At 53.1% G+C, this 19580-nt stretch carries 16 protein-coding genes and 1 tRNA gene; 4 read left to right on the top strand and 13 right to left on the bottom strand.

Going from position 1 to position 19580, the window contains the following annotated elements; genetic code table 11:
- Window positions 1-447: 447 nt before the first annotated feature.
- The 7 genes from NKJ21_RS22410 to aspA all read right to left on the bottom strand — a co-directional run bounded on the left by NKJ21_RS22410 (window position 448) and on the right by aspA (window position 8479).
- A tRNA-Phe gene (locus NKJ21_RS22410) sits at window positions 448-523 on the bottom strand.
- Window positions 524-638: 115 nt separating this feature from the next.
- Entirely contained in the window at window positions 639-2726 is a 2088-nt protein-coding gene (locus tag NKJ21_RS22405; protein WP_110221767.1) for a DUF1176 domain-containing protein, read from the bottom strand.
- Between the two features lie 67 nt (window positions 2727-2793).
- A complete protein-coding gene (locus NKJ21_RS22400; protein ID WP_008807224.1) occupies window positions 2794-3384 on the bottom strand; it encodes a transcriptional regulator in 591 nt (196 codons plus the stop codon).
- A gap of 20 nt (window positions 3385-3404) precedes the next feature.
- Window positions 3405-5201, bottom strand: coding sequence for a protein-disulfide reductase DsbD (locus NKJ21_RS22395; RefSeq protein ID WP_008807223.1), 1797 nt, complete (start codon window positions 5199-5201; stop codon window positions 3405-3407).
- The gene (cutA, locus tag NKJ21_RS22390) at window positions 5177-5500 is read right to left on the bottom strand and encodes a divalent cation tolerance protein CutA (protein WP_008807222.1); all 324 of its coding nucleotides are present in this window, start codon (window positions 5498-5500) and stop codon (window positions 5177-5179) included. Before cutA ends, NKJ21_RS22395 begins: the two co-directional genes overlap by 25 nt.
- 125 nt (window positions 5501-5625) lie before the next feature.
- Window positions 5626-6927, bottom strand: a complete 1302-nt coding sequence (locus NKJ21_RS22385; protein ID WP_072125543.1) for an anaerobic C4-dicarboxylate transporter — start codon at window positions 6925-6927, stop codon at window positions 5626-5628.
- A 115-nt stretch (window positions 6928-7042) separates the two neighbouring features.
- Window positions 7043-8479, bottom strand: coding sequence for an aspartate ammonia-lyase (aspA, locus tag NKJ21_RS22380; protein ID WP_002885424.1), 1437 nt, complete (start codon window positions 8477-8479; stop codon window positions 7043-7045).
- 337 nt (window positions 8480-8816) lie between these two features.
- Here aspA and NKJ21_RS22375 point away from each other — a divergent pair, with 337 nt between their 5' ends.
- Window positions 8817-9293, top strand: coding sequence for an FxsA family protein (locus tag NKJ21_RS22375; protein ID WP_012543133.1), 477 nt, complete (start codon window positions 8817-8819; stop codon window positions 9291-9293).
- Between the two features lie 51 nt (window positions 9294-9344).
- Here the strand turns inward: NKJ21_RS22375 and yjeH are convergent, their stop codons facing one another.
- Window positions 9345-10595, bottom strand: a complete 1251-nt coding sequence (gene yjeH, locus NKJ21_RS22370; RefSeq protein WP_012543132.1) for an L-methionine/branched-chain amino acid transporter — start codon at window positions 10593-10595, stop codon at window positions 9345-9347.
- A gap of 232 nt (window positions 10596-10827) precedes the next feature.
- On the opposite strand from yjeH, the gene NKJ21_RS22365 reads away from it, so the two are divergent.
- The 3 genes from NKJ21_RS22365 to NKJ21_RS22355 all read left to right on the top strand — a co-directional run bounded on the left by NKJ21_RS22365 (window position 10828) and on the right by NKJ21_RS22355 (window position 13419).
- Complete coding sequence (locus NKJ21_RS22365) at window positions 10828-11121, top strand: co-chaperone GroES (RefSeq protein WP_003855929.1); 294 nt, start codon at window positions 10828-10830, stop codon at window positions 11119-11121.
- Between the two features lie 37 nt (window positions 11122-11158).
- A complete protein-coding gene (gene groL, locus NKJ21_RS22360) occupies window positions 11159-12805 on the top strand; it encodes a chaperonin GroEL (protein ID WP_008807218.1) in 1647 nt (548 codons plus the stop codon).
- Window positions 12806-13065: 260 nt separating this feature from the next.
- Window positions 13066-13419 carry a DUF4156 domain-containing protein gene (locus tag NKJ21_RS22355; RefSeq protein ID WP_004152419.1) on the top strand — a complete coding sequence of 118 codons (354 nt, stop codon included), beginning with the start codon at window positions 13066-13068 and terminating at the stop codon, window positions 13417-13419.
- Between the two features lie 54 nt (window positions 13420-13473).
- Here the strand turns inward: NKJ21_RS22355 and yjeJ are convergent, their stop codons facing one another.
- From yjeJ to NKJ21_RS22330, 5 genes are all read right to left on the bottom strand, one after another.
- Complete coding sequence (gene yjeJ / locus NKJ21_RS22350) at window positions 13474-14337, bottom strand: YjeJ family protein (protein WP_065882722.1); 864 nt, start codon at window positions 14335-14337, stop codon at window positions 13474-13476.
- A 14-nt stretch (window positions 14338-14351) separates the two neighbouring features.
- Window positions 14352-16475, bottom strand: coding sequence for a peptidase domain-containing ABC transporter (locus NKJ21_RS22345; RefSeq protein ID WP_239270673.1), 2124 nt, complete (start codon window positions 16473-16475; stop codon window positions 14352-14354).
- Window positions 16468-17754: an HlyD family secretion protein gene (locus NKJ21_RS22340; protein ID WP_023323492.1), complete on the bottom strand. Its 1287-nt coding sequence runs from the start codon at window positions 17752-17754 to the stop codon at window positions 16468-16470. Before NKJ21_RS22340 ends, NKJ21_RS22345 begins: the two co-directional genes overlap by 8 nt.
- A gap of 103 nt (window positions 17755-17857) precedes the next feature.
- Window positions 17858-18208, bottom strand: coding sequence for a hypothetical protein (locus NKJ21_RS22335; protein ID WP_023323493.1), 351 nt, complete (start codon window positions 18206-18208; stop codon window positions 17858-17860).
- A gap of 334 nt (window positions 18209-18542) precedes the next feature.
- Window positions 18543-19559, bottom strand: coding sequence for a fimbrial protein (locus tag NKJ21_RS22330; protein ID WP_023323494.1), 1017 nt, complete (start codon window positions 19557-19559; stop codon window positions 18543-18545).
- Window positions 19560-19580: the final 21 nt, after the last annotated feature.

Genomic DNA, 19580 nt, shown 5'->3' with positions numbered 1-19580 from the left:
GCATAAATGCCTTATCCGGCCTACGGGTCCCCCCGCAGGCTCAAACAGCGTAGGCACGCGCAAGCACAGCGCCACCGGGCGATACACATCAGACGCCGTACCCGCGGTTGTGCCGGATGGCGGCATAAATGCCTTATCCGGCCTACGGGTCCCCCCGCAGGCTCAAACAGCGTAGGCCCGCGCAAGCGCAGCGCCGCCGGGTAGGGGATCATAGAGTGGAGTTCGATGGAGAGTCCGGATGCAGAAAAGCAAAAACCCGCCTTTTGGGCGGGTTCTTTAAATAGTGGTGCCCGGACTCGGACTAACGCCGCAGGCGTTGAACAGCGCGCTTGTCGCGCTGGCCCCGAAGGGGTGAGCCGCTGTACGGCGAATAATCGAACGGAGTTCGATGGAGAGTCCGATCGTAGAAAAGCAAAAACCCAGCCATAGGCTGGGTTCTCTAAATAGTGGTGCCCGGACTCGGAATCGAACCAAGGACACGGGGATTTTCAATCCCCTGCTCTACCGACTGAGCTATCCGGGCAACGGGGCGCATTAAACCGTAATCCGCCCACCCCGTCAACCAAATTTCTTAAATTACTTATCGATTGCTTATCTTTGCGGCAATTCTGCGTTCAAAGGCGCGTTTTGGCTTAACTTCACTGCATGCCGTTATCACCCTCGCGGGTTTTCCAGCCGCTGGTAATGGCGATTACGTGGCGCAACCCGGAGATAATATAATCGCCAATGACCTCTTCATCCTCGCGCGGGGAGCTCAGCGTAATTTCCGCATCCACGCCGTGGCGATAGGCGCCATGGTGGCTAAAAATAGTGCCGATATAGCACTTTCCGTTCAGCCAGACCGGAATATAGGCCACTGTCTCATAGATATAGTTGATGGCGACGCCGCTGTAGTAGTTATCCGCCTCGTCGGCGGAGGTGCCCGGTGGGATGGGGCAGATCGGCGCATCGTTGTCGCTGACGGGTTTGTCTTTCAGCAGGCTGCCCTGCATGACCTCCAGCGAACGCAGCAGATCCATTTTATCGCTGTCGCTGAGGGGGGGGGTTAACGGCTGGTCTTTCTCCGGGGAGCGGATGCTGTTCAGCGTATAGCGATAGCGAACCGTCACCGCGGGCGTCTGGCTCGCAGTGCTGAACGGGCGCAGCAGGTAGAGATTATCTTCGCCAAACTGGCCGTTGTACCAAAGGGCATACACCTGACCGTTGATTTTGACCCAGTGGTTCCATTGGTTAGCCCCGCGGCCATTGATAGAAAAGAGGGCGCCGGGCACCCCGGCATCGAAATCATCGCCGTTATCACTGTCGCTGCCGTCGACGGCGGCAAAGTCATTATCGCCGCGCCGGAGCACCCCGGTGTAGCTGAAGAGCCCGGTGCCGCCCACGTAGCTGTCGATGATCAGATCGCGTTTGCCGTCACCGTCGAGATCGATCAGGGTAAAGCTGACTTTACCGTTTTCTGAATCTGCGCTGATCGAGGAGCGCAGAAACGCCTGCCACTCGTCATCGCTGATATCCGGGGAAGGTTTGCTGGTCGAAACCAGGGTGTCATCGGCGTAGGTGAGCGTGAAGTCGGTAATATGGCCGGTTAACGGAAACTGCTCGGCGACCTTATTCAGCGACAATTCTGGATCGCTTTTTTGCGCTTTTAACACTGCGTTATACAGCGTGCGCAGGGCGAGGTTATCCGCCTCTTTCTGCTGCCTGGGGATCACCTGGCTGACAAAGGTCGGCAGCATCCAGGTGCCGCCGGGGGTGATTTCCCGACACATACCGGTGCTGTACTTCAGGCTGGGGGTAAAGGTTTTACCGTCCCAGACGCGGGTTTCGCCGGTTAGGCAGTCGGCAATGCCCCGTTCTTTGTGCAAAAAGACGATAGTGCCGTTGGCGTAGCTCGAGGCCTCGGTGGTCAGCAACCGTGGCTTGTTCAGCTGGGCGTTATCGACCAGCCACAGCGCATAGCCGTCGTTATAGGGCGCTCGCCAGCAGAGCGCCTGCACCAGAGAATGGGTTTTATCCAGCGCGGTCAGCGTGATCTGGCGCTCTGCCGCCGGGATGGCCGGGTTCTGCCAGTCGTCACAGCGCTGGTTCAGCAGCGGCGTCAGGGAGGGCAGCAGCTTCTGGCGCTGAAGTATGCTCAGCGCCACCGGCTGCGCGTTATGGATCACCGGGGCGGCGATAATCTCCGGGGCGGCAGTGGCTGGCAAAATGGCATCGTCGCCGGCATCGCCTTTATCCAGCAGCGCGTCGGCGGTGCCGGTGCGTCGCTGAAACGCATCCATTTTACCCAGTACCTCGCGGCTGCCGGCGCTGGAAAGCGGCAGGTGCTGGCCGTTAAGGGTGAATTCGATTTTGCGCTGATTCGCCAGGGCCTGTAGCAGGGCGGCAGTCTGATCGCTGTCCAGACGGAAGTGGCTGTCGTCCTGGGCGTCCAGCGCGCCAAGATCCCGGTCGTCGATCAGCAGGCTGGCGGTGGAGTCGGCGGGGATATCGTGCTCGATTTGCGCAAAGGTGGCCGTGGCGGCGAGGCGCTGTTCGCTGCCGGCGTTGCGGGTCAACAGCACGCTGACCTCGCCCATGCGGACGCCGTAACCCGCCGCCCGGCAGGTGCCAGTGTTATCGCAGGCGAGCTCCCAGTCTTTTTGCGTAAAGGAAAAACCTTGCAGGGGAGCCGCCAGCAGAGGTGTGGAGCACAGCCCCAGCCAGGCAGCCCAGAAGAACGCGCGCATATCAATCCCTGTCAGCAATCAGTGAGGGGGAAATTATAGGCGCGACGTGGCGGTTAGGATATCAGAATCAGGTTAAGGCGCCGCCCATACGACACTGGGCGAAGCGCAGAATATCTTCTGCCAGCCGCCGGGCCGTATCCACATCCGTCTGGCTACGCTTGATCAGCAGACGGCTCAGGCAGCCCTCGACGATCAGCTCCATCTGTTTAGCGACCATTTCCGGGTCATCCACCTCCAGCTGAGTCAGCAGCTCATGAGTATAGGCCAGCGAAGCCTGCTTCTGCTGTTCCGCCAGCTGGTGAATGGGGTGCTGGGGATCGGGATAGAAGGTGCAGGCGGCGATAAACAGACAGCCGGGGTAGCGGTGGTTACTAACGCAGGTGGTGAGCGCGGCATAGCGTGCCAGCAGCTTTTGCTCTGCGCTTAAGGTGTCGTCCAGCAGCAACTGTCGGCGCCAGGCATCCACCTGCTGGCTCAGATAGCGAAGCGCGTCGTACAGCAGCGCTTCGCGATCGGGCCAGAAGCGTTTCAGGTCGCTCGTCGGACAGGACACGCGCTCAGCGACCATCTCCAGCGACGTGTTGGCGATACCTTCAATTTCAAGAATTTTAATGGCTTCTGCCAGGACGTCTTCACGTAGCACGGTGTTCTCCTCCATCTTTCCTCCTAAAGTGTCGCTCACGCTTGCCAATCGCGCAAATGGGCGCTGAATGCCGCGGCATCCATAAAGCCGGTGACTCGCCGCTCAGGCTGTTCCTGACCCTCAGCGTTGAAGAACAAGATCGTCGGCAGACCGAGCACCTGCAGGTGTTTCAGCAGCGCGACGTCTTGCGGGCTGTTCTTCGTCACATCAATCTGTAATAACACGGTGCCTTTCAGCGCCTGCTGCACGTCAGGTGAACTAAAGGTGTATTTTTCAAACTCTTTGCACGCCACGCACCAGTCGGCGTAAAGATCGAGCATCACCGGTTGGCCTTTTGCCTGCGCCAGCGCCTGGTTAAGCTCGGCCACCGAGTTGACGCGGGTGAACGTCAGATGCGCCTGCTGCTCGACTGCCGGAGCGCCAAATGCCCAGTCCTGCAGGGGCCGCGCGCTGACCAGCGCGGCAGCAAGCAGGATGATTTGTACCAGCCGCATCCACGGCCGGGTAGCGCCCAGCGAGGTGATAAACGCCCAGCTGAAGAAGGCGACGCCAAGCATTGACCACAGACGTAATCCCCACGGGTCGCCGACAATGCGCTCCAGCAGGAAAACGGGCAGAGCCAGGATCACGAACCCGAAGGCGGTCTTCACATGGCTCATCCACGGGCCGCTCTTCGGCAGCAGACGGTTGCCAAATACGGTGACGAGGATCAATGGCAGGCCCATGCCCAGCGCGTAGAGGTACAGCGTGCCGCCGCCCAGCCACAGATTACCGCTCTGGGCGATATACAACAGGATGGCGCTCAGCGGCGCGGTGGTGCATGGGGAGCAGATCAGTCCGGCAATGGCGCCCATCGCGAAAACGCCACCGGGCGAGCCGCCCTGGCGCTTATTGCTGAGCAGCGCCAGCCGCGTCTGCAGCGAGGAGGGCAACTGGAGCGTGAACAGGCCGAACATGGAGAGCGCCAGCAGAATAAATACCACCGACAGTCCCGCCAGGACATACGGGTGCTGCAGGGCCGCCTGGAACTGCAGACCGGCGGCGGCCACTACCAGCCCCAGCGCGGTGTAGGTTAAGGCCATCCCCTGGACGTAAATAAAGGCCAGCAGCAGGGCGCGCGCGGTGGAAAGCCGCTGCTTTCCGCCCAGCACAATGCCGGAAATCAGCGGGTACATCGGCAGCACGCAGGGGGTGAAGGCGATACCAATACCTATCAGCAGCGCCCACAGCGCCGTAAAGGGCAGGCGGGCAGGCGTGTCTGCAGGCGGCACTGCGGCAGGCGCAGGTGATGTGGCGAGCTCCGGGGCCGGTCGCGGCTCAACCGGCAGCGGCGGGTTGAACGCCGGACGGCTGCTCGTCGACGGCATGGGCTCGATGGCGGTTGCCTGGCCGTCGGCAGAAGTCGCCAGCACGGCGCTCAGCGGGATCACTTTGGTTTCCGGTGGATAACAGAATCCGGCATCGGCGCAGCCCTGCCAGGTGACGGTGAGGGTGGCGTCTTTCTCCGCCTGCTTCACCGTGACCGGCACGGTCAGGCGCTGGCGGAAAATCTCGCTTTTGCCGTAAAACTCATCTTGATGCCACTCTCCTGCCGGGAGCGCCGGTTCGTCGATCGTCGCCCCGGCGGCGCGAAAGGTAAACTGTTGACGATAAAGATAGTAACCATCCTTGATTTGCCAGCTCAGGTTGACATCGTGCTGTTGCTGCTGAAAGTCAAAGGCGAAGGCCTGGTCAGCAGGCACGAAGTTCGAGCGCCCCGGCGCGTCGAATAACCCGGCGGTGGCTGACGTGCTGCACAGCAGCAGGATCAGCGTAATGATGCGGTAAGCCATGAGAGGTAATCGTTGTCTCCATGAATGACGGGTAGAACCAGCAGTTCAGGGGTTTGATACGGGTGGTGAGACTTCAGGCAATCCAGCAGCGCCTGCTGATGGGCAAGGTCGGTTTTGAGCAGCATCTGAACTTCATACTCCTGCTCGAGTTTCCCTTCCCAGTAATAGAGCGAGGTGGCGCCCGGCAGCAGCGTGGCACAGGCGGCCAGCTTGTCCGCCAGCGCTTTTGCCGCCAGATCCTGGGCGGTCGCTTCATCCGGCGCGGTACAGAGCACAACAACAGCATCAGGCGTAGTCATCATGAACCTCGTATCAGCGAAAAGAGGCACTATAGCACGCAAGATGCGGGGATATTAGCGTCACGATCGGGGGTAGGGGAGGGAAACGGGCAGCGGGCCCGCGCGGGGCCCGCTGCCAGCGGTATTTACAGCATAATCCCGCCAAAGATAAAGCCCAGGATCACGCACAGCGTGATAGCGATAACGCCGGGGATCAGGAAGGCGTGGTTAAAGACGTATTTGCCGATGCGCGTCGAGCCGGTGTCGTCCATCTCCACCGCCGCCAGCAGGGTCGGATAGGTTGGCAGGACGAACAGTGCCGAGACGGCGGCAAACGAGGCGATCGCCGTCAGCGGGCTGACGCCGAGCAGCAGCGCGGCGGGCATCAGCGCCTTGGTGGTGGCTGCCTGTGAGTAGAGCAGCGTGGCGGCGAAGAACAGCACCACCGCCAGCAGCCATGGGTAATTGTGCAGCAGGTCGCCGGCCACGGCCTGGATATCGCTGATGTGCGCTTTAACGAAGGTATCTCCCAGCCAGGCGACGCCGAGGACGCAGACGCAGGCGCTCATCCCGGACTTAAAGGTGCTGGCGTTGAGCACTTCGCCGGTGTCGATTTTACAGGTGATGCTAATCAGGGTGGCGATGGTCAGCATAAATACCACGATCGCCTCGTTACGCGGCAGCACCGGGTTCTTAATCAGGCCGACGGTATCGCTGATGGCCGTGGCGTAGAACATCACCGCCACGATGCCGATCAAAAACAGCAGGACAGAGCGTTTGGCGTGCGGCTGCAGCTCAAATACCTGGCTGCCGCGCAGTCTGACTTCCCCCTTGGCCAGCCGCTCCTGGTAAATGGGATCGTCTTTCAGTTCGCAGCCGAGGAAGTTGCAAACAATCGCGGTGAGCATTACCGCCAGCAGGGTGACCGGAATACAGATGGCCAGCAGCGTCAGGTAGCTAACGCCCAGCGGCTCAAGGATCCCGGCAAAGAACACCACCGCCGCGGAGATAGGCGAGGCGGTGATCGCTATCTGAGAGGCCACGACCGCAATCGACAGCGGACGAGATGGGCGAATGCCTTGCTCTTTGGCCACTTCGGTGATCACCGGCAGCGTGGAGAAGGCGGTATGGCCGGTGCCGGCGAGTACGGTCATAAACCAGGTCACCAGCGGGGCAAGGAAGGTAATGTACTTCGGGTGGCGGCGCAGCATCCGTTCGGCGAGGCTGACCAGGTAATCCATCCCGCCGGCGACCTGCATGGCGGCGATAGCGGCGATGACCGCCATGATGATTTCAATAACGTCGAAGGGGATCGCACCCGGTTTGATTTGAAAAATAAGCGTCAGGACAAGGACGCCAAGGCCACCGGCAAAGCCGATACCAATGCCGCCGAGCCTGGCGCCGAGATAAATCGCCAGCAGGACAATAACCAGTTCTGCACCAAACATATATGCCTTCCTTGTTTTTTAACAAGTTGATATTGGATTGTTGTATTTTAGTAAAACTAAAAAGCAAAAAAGGCATGTCATCGCTGACATGCCTTTCAATGACTAACCGGAAAGATTACTGTTCGCTTTCATCGGTATAACGCTTCGCTTTATAAGCAGGATGCATCAGGTTTTGCGCGGAGAAAATATCATCCAGCTCCGCCGCCGTCAGCAGCCCACGCTCCAGCACCACTTCCCGCACGCTCTTGCCGGTTTCGGCGCAGATCTTGCCGACGATATCGCCATTGTGGTGGCCGATAAACGGGTTGAGGTAGGTGACGATGCCGATGGAGTTGTAGACGTAGCCTTCACATACCGCTTTATTGGCGGTGATGCCGTTAACGCATTTCTCCAGCAGGTTGTAGCAGGCGTTGGTCAGGATATGTATGGATTCGAACATCGCCTGGCCGATCACCGGCTCCATCACGTTCAGCTGCAGCTGCCCGGCTTCGGAGGCCATGGTCACCGTGGTGTCGTTGCCGATGACTTTAAAGCAGACCTGGTTGACCACCTCCGGCACTACCGGGTTAACCTTCGCCGGCATAATAGAGGAACCCGCCTGCAGCTCCGGCAGGTTGATTTCGTTGAGGCCTGCGCGTGGACCAGAAGAGAGCAGGCGCAGGTCGTTACAGATCTTGGACAGTTTCACCGCCAGGCGTTTCAGCGAGCTGTGAACCATGACGTACGCCCCGCAGTCCGAGGTGGCTTCAATCAGATCTTCCGCCGGAACGACCGGTAAGTTGCTCACTTCCGCCAGCTTCTGCACCGCCAGCTGTTGATAGCCGTCCGGGGTGTTGAGACGTGTACCGATGGCGGTGGCGCCGAGGTTCACCTCCAGCAGCAGCTCCGCAGTGCGCAGAATACTTTTGGTCTCTTCATTAAGCAGCACATTGAAGGCATGGAACTCCTGGCCGAGGGTCATCGGCACCGCGTCCTGCAGCTGGGTGCGGCCCATTTTGAGAATGTCCTGGAACTCCACGGCTTTCGCCTGGAAGCCTTCGCCCAGTTGTTTAATCGCATCGATTAACTTCAGGATGGAGGCATACACCGCGATGCGGAATCCGGTCGGGTAGGCATCGTTGGTGGACTGGCATTTGTTGACGTGATCGTTTGGGTTCAGGTACTGGTATTCGCCTTTCTGATGGCCCATCAGCTCGAGGCCGATGTTCGCCAGGACTTCGTTGGTGTTCATGTTTACGGAGGTGCCGGCCCCGCCCTGGAAGACATCGACCGGGAACTGGTCCATGCATTTGCCGTTATTGAGGACTTCGTCACAGGCGGCGATAATCGCATTTGCCGCGCTTTTGGGAATGGTCTGCAGCTCCTTGTTCGCCAGCGCGGCGGCTTTCTTCACCATCACCATGCCGCGCACGAATTCTGGTATGTCGCTGATTTTGCTGTTGCTAATGTAGAAGTTTTCAATCGCTCGCAGAGTATGAACGCCGTAGTAAGCGTCCGCGGGAACTTCCCTGGTGCCCAACAGATCTTCTTCGATACGAATGTTGTTTAACATGTGAACCTTCTTTTCAAGCTGCCAATGAATTCACCAAATACACAGAATATCCAGGATTCAGTATATTTTCTGGCCGACGATTATTTCCTTAACCGGCCTGGTGCCCAAGATCATATGCTGATGATAGCGAATATCAGTAAGCTTGATCACTTATTACATCGCGGGTGTGAGAAGATTTATTAATCTGTGAAATGGGTCACCGCTTTCCTATTGCTGGAAAAAATAAGCATTTCCGCTGATTGAAAAGCCGCGCAGCATCCCCATCTTAGTGGGATGCGATCAGCAAATTGATGATTACGGGGGCTGAGCTCAGCGCCCGTTGATGAAGGAGACGCCGGTGCGTTGGATTCCGTTTATTGCCTTTTTTCTTTACGTTTACATTGAGATATCGATCTTTATCCAGGTCGCGCACGTGCTGGGCGTCTTTATGACCCTAATCCTGGTGATCTTTAGCTCGGTGGTAGGGATGTCGCTGGTGCGTAACCAGGGCTTCAAAAATTTCCTGCTGATGCAGCAGAAGATGGCCGCAGGCGAGAGCCCGGCGGCGGAGATGATCAAGAGCGTTTCACTGATTATTGCCGGTCTGCTGCTGTTGCTCCCGGGGTTCTTTACCGACTTCCTTGGCCTGCTGCTATTGCTGCCGCCAGTGCAGAAGCACCTGACGATGAAGCTGATGCCGCATCTGCGCTTCAGCCGGATGCCGGGCGGCGGCTTTAGCGCCGGTACTGGCGGCGGTGAGACCTTCGAAGGGGAATTCCAGCGTAAGGATGAGCAGCGCGACCGTCTGGACCATAAGGACGATCCCCGCGATTAATACACGCCCGGCCCGGTCAGCAGATGCGACCGGGCCGGTTTCTTTCCTGGCTTACACGCTACCTGTCGCCAGCTTGCGCCTGGGTAAAAACAGCCACAGCCCCGCCAGCATCACCAGCGCGTACAGGCTTTTCCAGCCGACCATCGCCAGCAGCAGCAGACAGAGAATACTGCCCACCACCGCCAATAGCCGATAGCGCCCGCGCAGCAAACGACAGCCGGCCAGCATGCACAGCAGATAGATCATGATGAAAATGCCGTTGGCATAGACGATCAGCGCGTCCAGATTGATATCGAGCAAATAGATACACAGGGTGCTGACCACGCAGGAGCCCAGCACGGCGTTGAGGGCATTGCGCGGGATCTGCCGTGGCGACAGCCGTGCGAGGTAGCTTTCGGGCTTATGCTGCGCCTGCGACCAGACCAGGCGGGCGAAGCTTTGAATATAGATGTTGAGGCTGGCGAAACAGGCGAGATAGCCGATGACGCAGGCCACCCACAGCGCTTCGACACCGAACAGACGGACCACAATGTTCGGTAGCGACGCGGCCGCCGCCATCTCCTCGCCAAAGGCGTGGAAGTGCAACACCAGCACGGTACAGGCCCAGTAAACCGAGCCGGCAAGCAGCAGGCCTATCATCAGCGCGCGGGGAAAATCGCGCTCGGGATGTTTAAACTCCGAGGCCAGGTGAGCAAAAGCTTCCAGACCGACAAAGCACCAGAACATGACCGACAGCGCGGAGAAGAGCTGACCATGGTCGATCTCCGTCAGGGCGGGGAAGGGGATCTGCGCCGGGCTTATCCCGCCACGCCACCAGACGGCGACGATCAGCGCCACAATCAGCACGGCAACCAGCGTCTGCAGGTTGGCGCTGGAGCTGGCGCCACGCGAACCGATCCACCAGACGATGGCCAGGGTGCCCAGCTCCGCCAACAGTAGCTGCGCATCATGCCAGCCGAACAGCGCCTGGCCGAAGCCGGTGGCAATGTGCAGGGCGGCGGGGAGTCCGACCGGGATAACGGATAAAAACAGCCAGCCGGTGACGCTGGCCAGACGTGGGCCAAATGCCATATCGACAAAGTGGGCCACGCCGCCCGCGCTGGGAAAATGGCGGCCCAGCAGGGCAAAGACGATGGCAATCGGGAAAACAAGGAGAATGAGCAGCGGCCATGCCCACAGACTGTTATCGCCAGCGACCAGCGCCGCCAGCGCCGGGACGGCGAAGACGCCGGTACCCAGCAATGAGGTGGAAAGTAATCCGACTCCCTGTCCCAGTCCCAACTCCTGTTTTAAACCACTCATGATTCCATCCTGCGCCAGTGAAAAAAAAGAGAGTATCACAATCGCTTTTCCTTATGACGCATTGGCCGATAGCGCTGCTTTTTGCGCGCTAGCGCAAAGGTAAAAATTTTTTTTGATTTTGCCCTTGAAGCGGGAAATGGCCACCCCCATCTCTCTCTGCACTAGCCGGTAAACCGCGTTCGGCCCGGCGTCACCCATAACTGATAATGACTTTCTCGAAGGAGAGCTATCAATGAGTATTCGTCCGTTACATGATCGTGTGATCGTCAAACGTAAAGAAGTTGAAACCAAATCTGCAGGCGGCATCGTTCTGACCGGTTCTGCGGCAGCTAAATCAACTCGTGGCGAAATCATCGCTGTCGGTAAAGGCCGCATTCTGGAAAACGGAACTGTGCAGCCGCTGGACGTTAAAGTTGGTGACATCGTGATTTTCAACGATGGCTACGGCGTGAAGTCTGAGAAGATCGACAACGAAGAAGTGCTGATCATGTCCGAAAGCGACATCCTGGCAATTGTTGAAGCGTAATTCGCACGACCCTGAACGAATTTGAGGAATAAAAGAAATGGCAGCAAAAGACGTAAAATTCGGTAACGACGCTCGTGTAAAAATGCTGCGCGGCGTAAACGTACTGGCAGATGCAGTTAAAGTGACCCTGGGCCCGAAAGGCCGCAACGTGGTGCTGGACAAATCCTTCGGCGCGCCGACCATCACTAAAGATGGCGTTTCCGTTGCTCGTGAAATCGAACTGGAAGACAAGTTCGAAAACATGGGTGCGCAGATGGTGAAAGAAGTTGCCTCTAAAGCGAACGACGCGGCAGGTGACGGTACCACCACCGCAACCGTGCTGGCTCAGGCTATCGTGAACGAAGGCCTGAAAGCTGTTGCAGCAGGCATGAACCCGATGGATCTGAAACGTGGTATCGACAAAGCTGTCATTGCCGCCGTTGAAGAACTGAAAGCGCTGTCCGTACCGTGCTCTGACTCTAAAGCTATCGCTCAGGTTGGTACCATCTCCGCTAACTCCGACGAAACCGTCGGTAAACTGATCGCGGAAGCGATGGATAAAGTCGGTAAAGAAGGCGTGATCACCGTTGAAGACGGTACCGGTCTGGAAGACGAACTGGACGTAGTTGAAGGTATGCAGTTCGACCGCGGCTACCTGTCTCCGTACTTCATCAACAAGCCGGACACCGGTGCCGTTGAGCTGGAAAGCCCGTTCATCCTGCTGGCTGACAAAAAAATCTCCAACATCCGCGAAATGCTGCCGGTTCTGGAAGCCGTAGCGAAAGCTGGCAAACCGCTGGTTATCATCGCTGAAGACGTTGAAGGCGAAGCGCTGGCGACCCTGGTGGTTAACACCATGCGCGGCATCGTTAAAGTGGCTGCGGTGAAAGCACCGGGCTTCGGCGACCGTCGTAAAGCCATGCTGCAGGATATCGCTACCCTGACTGGCGGTACCGTTATCTCTGAAGAGATCGGTATGGAGCTGGAAAAAGCGACTCTGGAAGATCTGGGCCAGGCGAAACGCGTGGTTATCAACAAAGACACCACCACCATCATCGATGGCGTTGGCGAAGAGTCTGCAATCCAGGGCCGTGTAGCTCAGATCCGTAAGCAGATCGAAGAAGCGACCTCCGATTACGACCGCGAAAAACTGCAGGAACGTGTCGCTAAACTGGCTGGCGGCGTGGCAGTAATCAAAGTCGGTGCGGCTACCGAAGTTGAAATGAAAGAGAAAAAAGCACGCGTCGACGACGCCCTGCACGCAACCCGTGCTGCGGTTGAAGAAGGCGTGGTGGCTGGCGGCGGCGTAGCGCTGGTTCGCGTTGCGGCGAAACTCGCTGGCCTGACCGGTCAGAACGAAGATCAGAACGTCGGTATCAAAGTTGCGCTGCGCGCAATGGAAGCGCCGCTGCGTCAGATCGTTTCCAACGCCGGTGAAGAGCCGTCTGTTGTGGCAAACAACGTGAAAGCAGGCGACGGTAACTACGGTTACAACGCAGCAACTGAAGAATACGGCAACATGATCGACTTCGGTATCCTGGACCCAACCAAAGTCACCCGTTCTGCACTGCAGTACGCGGCTTCCGTGGCTGGCCTGATGATCACCACCGAGTGCATGGTGACCGACCTGCCGAAAGGCGACGCGCCTGACTTAGGTGCTGCTGGCGGCATGGGCGGCATGGGCGGTATGGGCGGCATGATGTAATCGTGCGCTCTACGGCATAAAAAAGCAGAAACCCCTGGCCAGCAATGGCTGGGGGTTTTTCTTTTGGCGCGCTTTTTAGTATAAGGCTTATACATAAAAATCATTTAAGCTGCATCAGAGCGGCAAGCACCTCCGTTTCGGGCGTGAACTGACAAGCGCGACCGGGGAGGAAATGAACGCGGCTCATGCCGACGCAGTTTGAAGGATGACAGATTTACATCCGGGCCAGTGCGTCCAGCTCATCGATCATGGGGAATAACATGCAGGTAAAATATTTAGCAGGGATTGTCGGCGCAGCCTTACTGTTGGCAGGTTGCAGTTCCAGCAATGAATTAACCTCTGCCGGCCAGAATGTGCGCTTCGTGCAGGAGAAGCCGGGCGCAGAGTGTCAGCTGTTAGGGACCGCGACGGGTAAACAGAGCAACTGGCTCTCCGGCCAGAATGGCGATGAGGGTGGTTCTATGCGCGGTGCGGCGAACGCTCTGCGTAACCAAGCGGCAGCGATGGGCGGCAACGTGATTTACGGCGTCAGCAGCCCGACGCAGAATCTGCTGTCGAGCTTTGTACCTACCGACAGCGAAATGAACGGCCAGGTTTATAAGTGCCCGAACTGATGCGTGACGCCTCTCTCTGCGAGCGCGGAGAGAGGCGTGGTCGTTAGATGAGGATCAGGCGCTAAGCTCCGCTTTCTTCTCCAGATAGAAGGCGTGCAGAGGACGCAGGCACTCTTCCAGACTGAGCATTCTTCCCGGCTGGGAAGGGATAATGGTACTGAAGATCTGGCATGGCGCCAGCTCCGCGTGCATCGCCTTGAGCTTGGGGCTTTTCTCGATAAGCTGCATCACGATGTTGTTTTCCAGTTCAGACAGATGCGGTACGCTGGTTTTGACTACCGCACCGGAGACAATTTTCTTCCCTTCCTCCGTCTCGCAGCAGTACAGTACGCCCAGATAATGGGAAAACAGGTTTAGCTTCCAGTCTTCCTGGGGATACTGCTGGTAATCGATATTGGGCTGAGTGGTTAAGTCGACGGTATAGCACATTAAAAAATCCATATTTGAACTTAAATACTGAACCAGTTCCTGGTCGCCGACTGTTTTTAATGCTTGTTGAATACCGATAATTAATGCTTCGATTTGCAGATCGTCAATACATAAAGTACTAATTTGTTCATCCTGAAATACAAGAATTAACGTTGACTGTGTTTCGCCAGGTTTGAGCGTAATGGACATGATTCGCCGCTCAGGGGATGGTTGCTGTATTTCAGCCGTCTCAACCTGAGGAATATGGGCAACAAGTGCCTCATTATACGTGATAAGCTCATCTTTATAGGCCTCTCCCTGGTTTTCAAGCCGCTGGAAAACCACAGCCATTCTGCTCTGCAGTATCAGGAGCAGATCAGCTAGCACCGGTGCCTGAAGATAGTAAATCTCGCAAAAGCCATTTTCCTTCTTAACTTTCAGCAGCAACGCTAAAAATCGCTCTTCAAAGGTAATTCCTGCGGTATTAAAACCTATAAACGTTCCTTGCATATTCTTCTCCTTTATTAAGCAGTAGTCACCGACTTTGATTGTGAGAGATCGATAACACGATCGGCGGATGCAATGGTCGATGGTCGATGCGCGACGATAATGCGGGTGATACTTAGCGCTGAAATAGACTGATTGATAACCGACTCATTTCTGAGGTCAAGATGGCTGGTAGCCTCATCCATGAATAAAATACTCGGTTTGCGATACAGTGCGCGGGCGATCAGGATACGCTGCTTTTGCCCACCTGAAATACCCAGCCCAAGTTCGCCGACAATGGTTTCGTATCCCATAGCCATCTTCATAATTTCATCATGAATGTTGCACCGTCTGGCACACTCCATCACAAAATCAAGATCGGCGTTATCATCGAAGCCACTTATATTATCAATAAGGGAGCCGGAAAAGAGGCGATCTTCCTGGAGTACGCAGGCGATACCAAGACGATAGTTATTCAAACCAATCTTTTTAATCTCCAGATTATCCGCCAGTATTTCGCCTGAATCCGGTGAGAGCAATCCGCACATGACTTTTAATAGTGTGGTTTTCCCTACGCCAGATGGGCCAATTAGCGCGACTGATTCTCCAGGAGCAACGGTTATGTTCAAATTTGTAAAGATGGGTTGTGAAAAAGGATCGTATTGATAACTAAGATTTCTCACTTCAAGTTTTACGCCAGTGTTTTCCGTAAAAACACGCCGCGATGGAAGTTCTTTTTCTGGTTCACTAAATGCTATTTCTGATAGACGTTCGTTGTGCAGTGAGAGCATACGAAGCTGCATCACCAAATCAATGAGATTCGATGCACGTTGAGAAAACTGGCCCCGGTAGGCGTTAAATGCCATAAACATACCGAGCGTCATCTCATTATCAATCACCATAATGGCACCCAGCCACAGTACAGCGACCTGATCGATTGAGGTGATAAAGGTATTAATGCCACCATACATCATGTCGAATCGAGTTTGCTTGATTCCTGCATTACAGGCGTCAATATTAAGATTGAGCCAATGCTGTGAGCGACGTTCTTTTAAATTCAAGGCCTTAATGGTAGAAATGCCGTAAAGTGACTCCATAAAATGGGAATTAGCACGTGCGCCCTTGACGACCTGTTCTTCCGTAACGCGACGATAAAATCCATAGGTTGCGAAGCGCATAATCGCATAGCAAATGGTAAAGCCGATGACGACCCAGACTAACCAACCACCATATAAGGTCAGCATCACCAATAAACCGATTGTCATTATCGAGTCGATGATGCCGGTAACGATACTATTGGTAAATATTGAGCGAATCGTATCCAAAGACGAGAAGCGAGACTGAATATCACCTAAATGCCTTTTCTCAAAAAAGGATAATGGCAAACTTGTCAGATGATCGAATAACGTCGTTTTCCATTGAATATTTGTCAGGGTATTTAACGTTAACGACGTCCATGCACGTAGCATGCTAATAAACGTGCGGAATAGGGTAAAAAATATCAACCCGATACAGATAACAGACAGTAAGCTTTGGTCGTGAGCCATTATTACATGGTCAGTGACTAGCTGTGTGCCAATCGGTAACAGGAGGCCGATAGCTTCTACAACTACGGACAAAGCAAAAATCTTAATCAGTGCCGATTTTAAGCCAACAATTTTATGCATTAAATCCAGCAGCCGTAATCGGGATTTCGCTTCTTCTTGTTGGAAATTATGATCGGGCCACAGTTCAAGCGCTACACCGGTAAAATTGTTTGACATCTCATTGATGCCAATGATTCTTTTACCCAACGCCGGATCGTGAATAACAAATCCGTTTTTCCTTACCTTTGTAAGAACAACGTAGTGGTTCATCCCCCAGTGGATGATGCAGGGGAGTTTAAGCTGCTTTATTTCATCAAGGTCGAGAGCTAACGCTCGGCTTTTTAAACCAGCATGTTCTGCCGTTTTGCTTAGAGACATCAGTGAGGAGCCCTGTGAGGGGCTACCAAACCGCTGACGGAAATTAAACAAATCGATATTCAGCCCATAAAAACCACAGATCATTGCCAGACAGGCAATTCCACATTCTGATGATTCTGACTGAAGAATAACAGGTGTTTTGTTAACAAGGGAAAAATTTAACTTTGCAACAACACTTTTGAAAAGTTCGTTAGTCATGGATCGGCCCAGTAATGCTTTGAGTTATCTTATATACAGGGGTAAACATCCACATATAGAGTGGACGCTCTTCCAGGAATACAACAGCTTGAGCCTTGAGGCCATTTGAAAGCGAAAGCGTTTTACCATTATATTCAAAGGTTTTGTTTTCAATTTTCACAATGGTCTTGTAGAGCGCCAGTTCCTGCTGGTTTGTGCCGTTCGTAACATTCGTATACTCAGACATTTCTTGTCGAGATGTGGGAACAGAAGATATTGAAAGTATTTTTCCCGGAAATTGACCAAATTTATCTGATGGAAATGCAGCATAACGAATGTTAATTACATCCCCAGGTTTTACATAGGGTATACTATTGTTAGGTAACCATAAAACAAGATAATATTCTATATCGCCGGTAGGTTTTATCTGTGCTAGACTGCTGCCTTTATCAACCATCTGGCCTTTAGTGACGGCCAATGATTCAATGCGGCCTTCAGTCGTTGCTTTAATAATAATGTTACCGTTTGCGTTTGATTCAACCAATTGATTTTTATAATCATTAATCTGGTTTTCTTGTGACGAGATTTGGTTGTCAAAATCAGCTATTTTAGTAATTTTGTCACTGTTAAGCTGAGTGACCTGCGATTCCAGTTGCATTTTCTGACTCACCAGAGACTGGTAAGTGCTTTGTTGTTGAAAATACAATGAGTGTTGATAGTTATATTGGTCTTTGGTAATCAAGCCATCACTTAAATATTTATCATAGCTGGATAGATTATCATGCATTTTCTTTAATCCAGCCTGGGCGTTAGCCAACATGTGATTAGTTTCTTTTAACGAGTCATTGATTGTTTTTAACTGCTTCTCTAAAGAAATGGTTGTTTCTTCTTTATTATGATTCAGTTTAGAAATGATATCTTCAGCATTTGCGATCTTTTCATTAATGACCTCTATTTGTGTCGCGCTAACATTACCCGTTGTGGTGTTTCGGGAAATGTCGATCTCATATAACGGCTGGCCTTTGGTCACAATATCGCCGACTTTTACATATTGGGAGATAACAAAGCCTTGCTGTGGCGCATAAACGTTGACAGAGTGGGGTAGTGTAATGACCTCTCCCTGAACGTCGATTCTCTGGGTAAAGGAGCAAAATACTGTGGTGGCTATCAGGATCGCAAGAAAAGCAAAAGAGAGTAATGCAACAAGCCATGCTGGAAGCCCTGCGAGCAGCAGCGCCTTTCCTTTCCAGTGATGCTTTTTATACTCAATCGCTTCCTTGCGATAGATTTTTTTTAACATAGTTATCGCTTAAATTATAAAATGAAAAGGCCCGATACATCAGGCCTTAATTACTAATGAATGCTTGTCAACAAACTGTTGAGCTAATCATTGGCGCGTAAACTTAGTTGCTCCAGAAATTCAGAGTGCCGTCATAAAGAGCATTCATCATGCCCTCGGCATACTCCAGAGTCATATCCCAGCCAACGATACCTGCTGCAATACCAAAGCAAACGCCACCGAGAATAACCCCGGCGATCATCCCGACACCCTGGCCGATTGAGCCGATACCGAAGATACCGCCACTTACGCCACCCCAACGTCCGGCGTACGCTGTACCAATAATAGCGCCCAGAGAAGCTCCCAGAGCGACAGCACCCATTTCTTTTGCAGCCCAGGTGACGATATCGGTAAGAGTATCGGTCAGCGCGCCGCCAGAAATTTCTTCCATTTCAAATACAGTTAATTGGTGCATGATTAGTCCTTTAACTAAAATTAAAATTATATATTCATTCCAGACCAGAATTTGGTCCGCAGAAAAGATAGTCGTTGCTGTAGTATGAATCAACTCAACTAAATATGAATTGTTGATGAAATTAGAGGTTAATAGTGAATCAAATCTAAACTATTTATAGGTTCATAAAACAGTAACTAATTCAGCAGGTGGTGGCACGCAGCTATTATCGATGTGCTGCAGATATATTGATTTATTCTTGCATTCATATATGACATTTTTTTGGTTGTTGACATAAAAATAAAAAAGGTGGATATCATTATCCACCTTTTGTAGGGGTATGGAGGTTATACTTTTACTCTTCCTGTATGACAACTTCAAGCATAGCTTTTACATGACCGGAAGAGACTTCAGCGCTATTGTCACTCATGCGATAATAGTCGGCGGTGAAGGTAAAGTTTTGTGATGCCTGTGCCTTGGCGAAGCTATAAGTTTCGGCGTCGTAAAATATTATAGGCTTGTTGTCAATTTTGAAGATAACGCCAACGTTATTTGCGGCTTCGGTTCCAGTTATCATGTTATCGATGATCCCATCCCCGGCAGAACTGGTGCCATTAACAGGGTTAAACCAGTAGTAAAGCTTGTTGCCAACTGAACCTTGTGGGCAAGTCACATCCATTTTGATAGTTTTTTGTGATGGAGTTGTACCTCCTCGAGAAATGGACATTAATGTGTTTTTTTCAATTTTATTCAGGGTGATTTGGCTAGGCCCTGATACTGAAATATCGCAAGAGGTATCTTTATATGAAATAGTCTTGAACTTCAGGGTTGCTGTTAACAAAAGGCGGTCAGCTGCCCTTGGGTTGGTGCTTAAGTTACCTGCTGAGAATTTAAATACCGGGTTTGTACTGGTGCCGGATGTATCGATGACCTGCTTTGTTTTAATTAACCATACCGTCATAAATTTATAATCTTCATTCGATTCTAAAATAGGTACGATTGTAGATTGAGCAACAGCAGGATTAATAGAACCATTTTTGCTGCTCAGAAGATCTGAAAACTGAAAGCCAATTCCATCTATGCCGGTTTCATAGACTGGTTTGCCCCTTATACCCGTGACGCCGGTAACTTCCGGTGCTGTTGATTCAACAATATACTGGTCTCCCATTATTTTGCTGCACTCAAATGTTTTATAATGTCCGGTACCGACTTTTTTAGTATAGAGGACTGTACCCACCGGAATTGTTGGGTCTGTTGCGATTTTAGGACTTATGTTAAATATTGCTTGTCCAGCGGAACCAGAATAATCGCATTTGGCAATTACCTCGCTACAACAGCATAGTAGGGATAAAAAAAGAAGTATTTTTCTCATTCTTTATTGTTCCTTGGTCAA

It is taken from the genome of Klebsiella sp. SWET4 (genome assembly GCF_024296565.1).
GTDB classification, from domain to species: Bacteria; Pseudomonadota; Gammaproteobacteria; order Enterobacterales; family Enterobacteriaceae; genus Klebsiella; species Klebsiella variicola.
The sequence above is the reverse complement of the archived record's forward strand: the minus strand, read 5'-3'. Positions and strand labels throughout refer to the sequence as shown.

Coding starts and splice junctions, on each gene's coding strand:
- NKJ21_RS22335 (WP_023323493.1), bottom strand. CDS start 18,208: ATGCACCAATTAACTGTATTTGAAATGGAAGAAATTTCTGGCGGCGCG.
- NKJ21_RS22385 (WP_072125543.1), bottom strand. CDS start 6,927: ATGTTTGGTGCAGAACTGGTTATTGTCCTGCTGGCGATTTATCTCGGC.
- NKJ21_RS22355 (WP_004152419.1), top strand. CDS start 13,066: ATGCAGGTAAAATATTTAGCAGGGATTGTCGGCGCAGCCTTACTGTTG.
- NKJ21_RS22395 (WP_008807223.1), bottom strand. CDS start 5,201: ATGGCTTACCGCATCATTACGCTGATCCTGCTGCTGTGCAGCACGTCA.
- groL (WP_008807218.1), top strand. CDS start 11,159: ATGGCAGCAAAAGACGTAAAATTCGGTAACGACGCTCGTGTAAAAATG.
- yjeJ (WP_065882722.1), bottom strand. CDS start 14,337: ATGCAAGGAACGTTTATAGGTTTTAATACCGCAGGAATTACCTTTGAA.
- NKJ21_RS22340 (WP_023323492.1), bottom strand. CDS start 17,754: ATGTTAAAAAAAATCTATCGCAAGGAAGCGATTGAGTATAAAAAGCAT.
- NKJ21_RS22345 (WP_239270673.1), bottom strand. CDS start 16,475: ATGACTAACGAACTTTTCAAAAGTGTTGTTGCAAAGTTAAATTTTTCC.
- cutA (WP_008807222.1), bottom strand. CDS start 5,500: ATGACTACGCCTGATGCTGTTGTTGTGCTCTGTACCGCGCCGGATGAA.
- aspA (WP_002885424.1), bottom strand. CDS start 8,479: ATGTTAAACAACATTCGTATCGAAGAAGATCTGTTGGGCACCAGGGAA.
- NKJ21_RS22405 (WP_110221767.1), bottom strand. CDS start 2,726: ATGCGCGCGTTCTTCTGGGCTGCCTGGCTGGGGCTGTGCTCCACACCT.
- NKJ21_RS22400 (WP_008807224.1), bottom strand. CDS start 3,384: ATGGAGGAGAACACCGTGCTACGTGAAGACGTCCTGGCAGAAGCCATT.
- NKJ21_RS22330 (WP_023323494.1), bottom strand. CDS start 19,559: ATGAGAAAAATACTTCTTTTTTTATCCCTACTATGCTGTTGTAGCGAG.
- NKJ21_RS22365 (WP_003855929.1), top strand. CDS start 10,828: ATGAGTATTCGTCCGTTACATGATCGTGTGATCGTCAAACGTAAAGAA.
- yjeH (WP_012543132.1), bottom strand. CDS start 10,595: ATGAGTGGTTTAAAACAGGAGTTGGGACTGGGACAGGGAGTCGGATTA.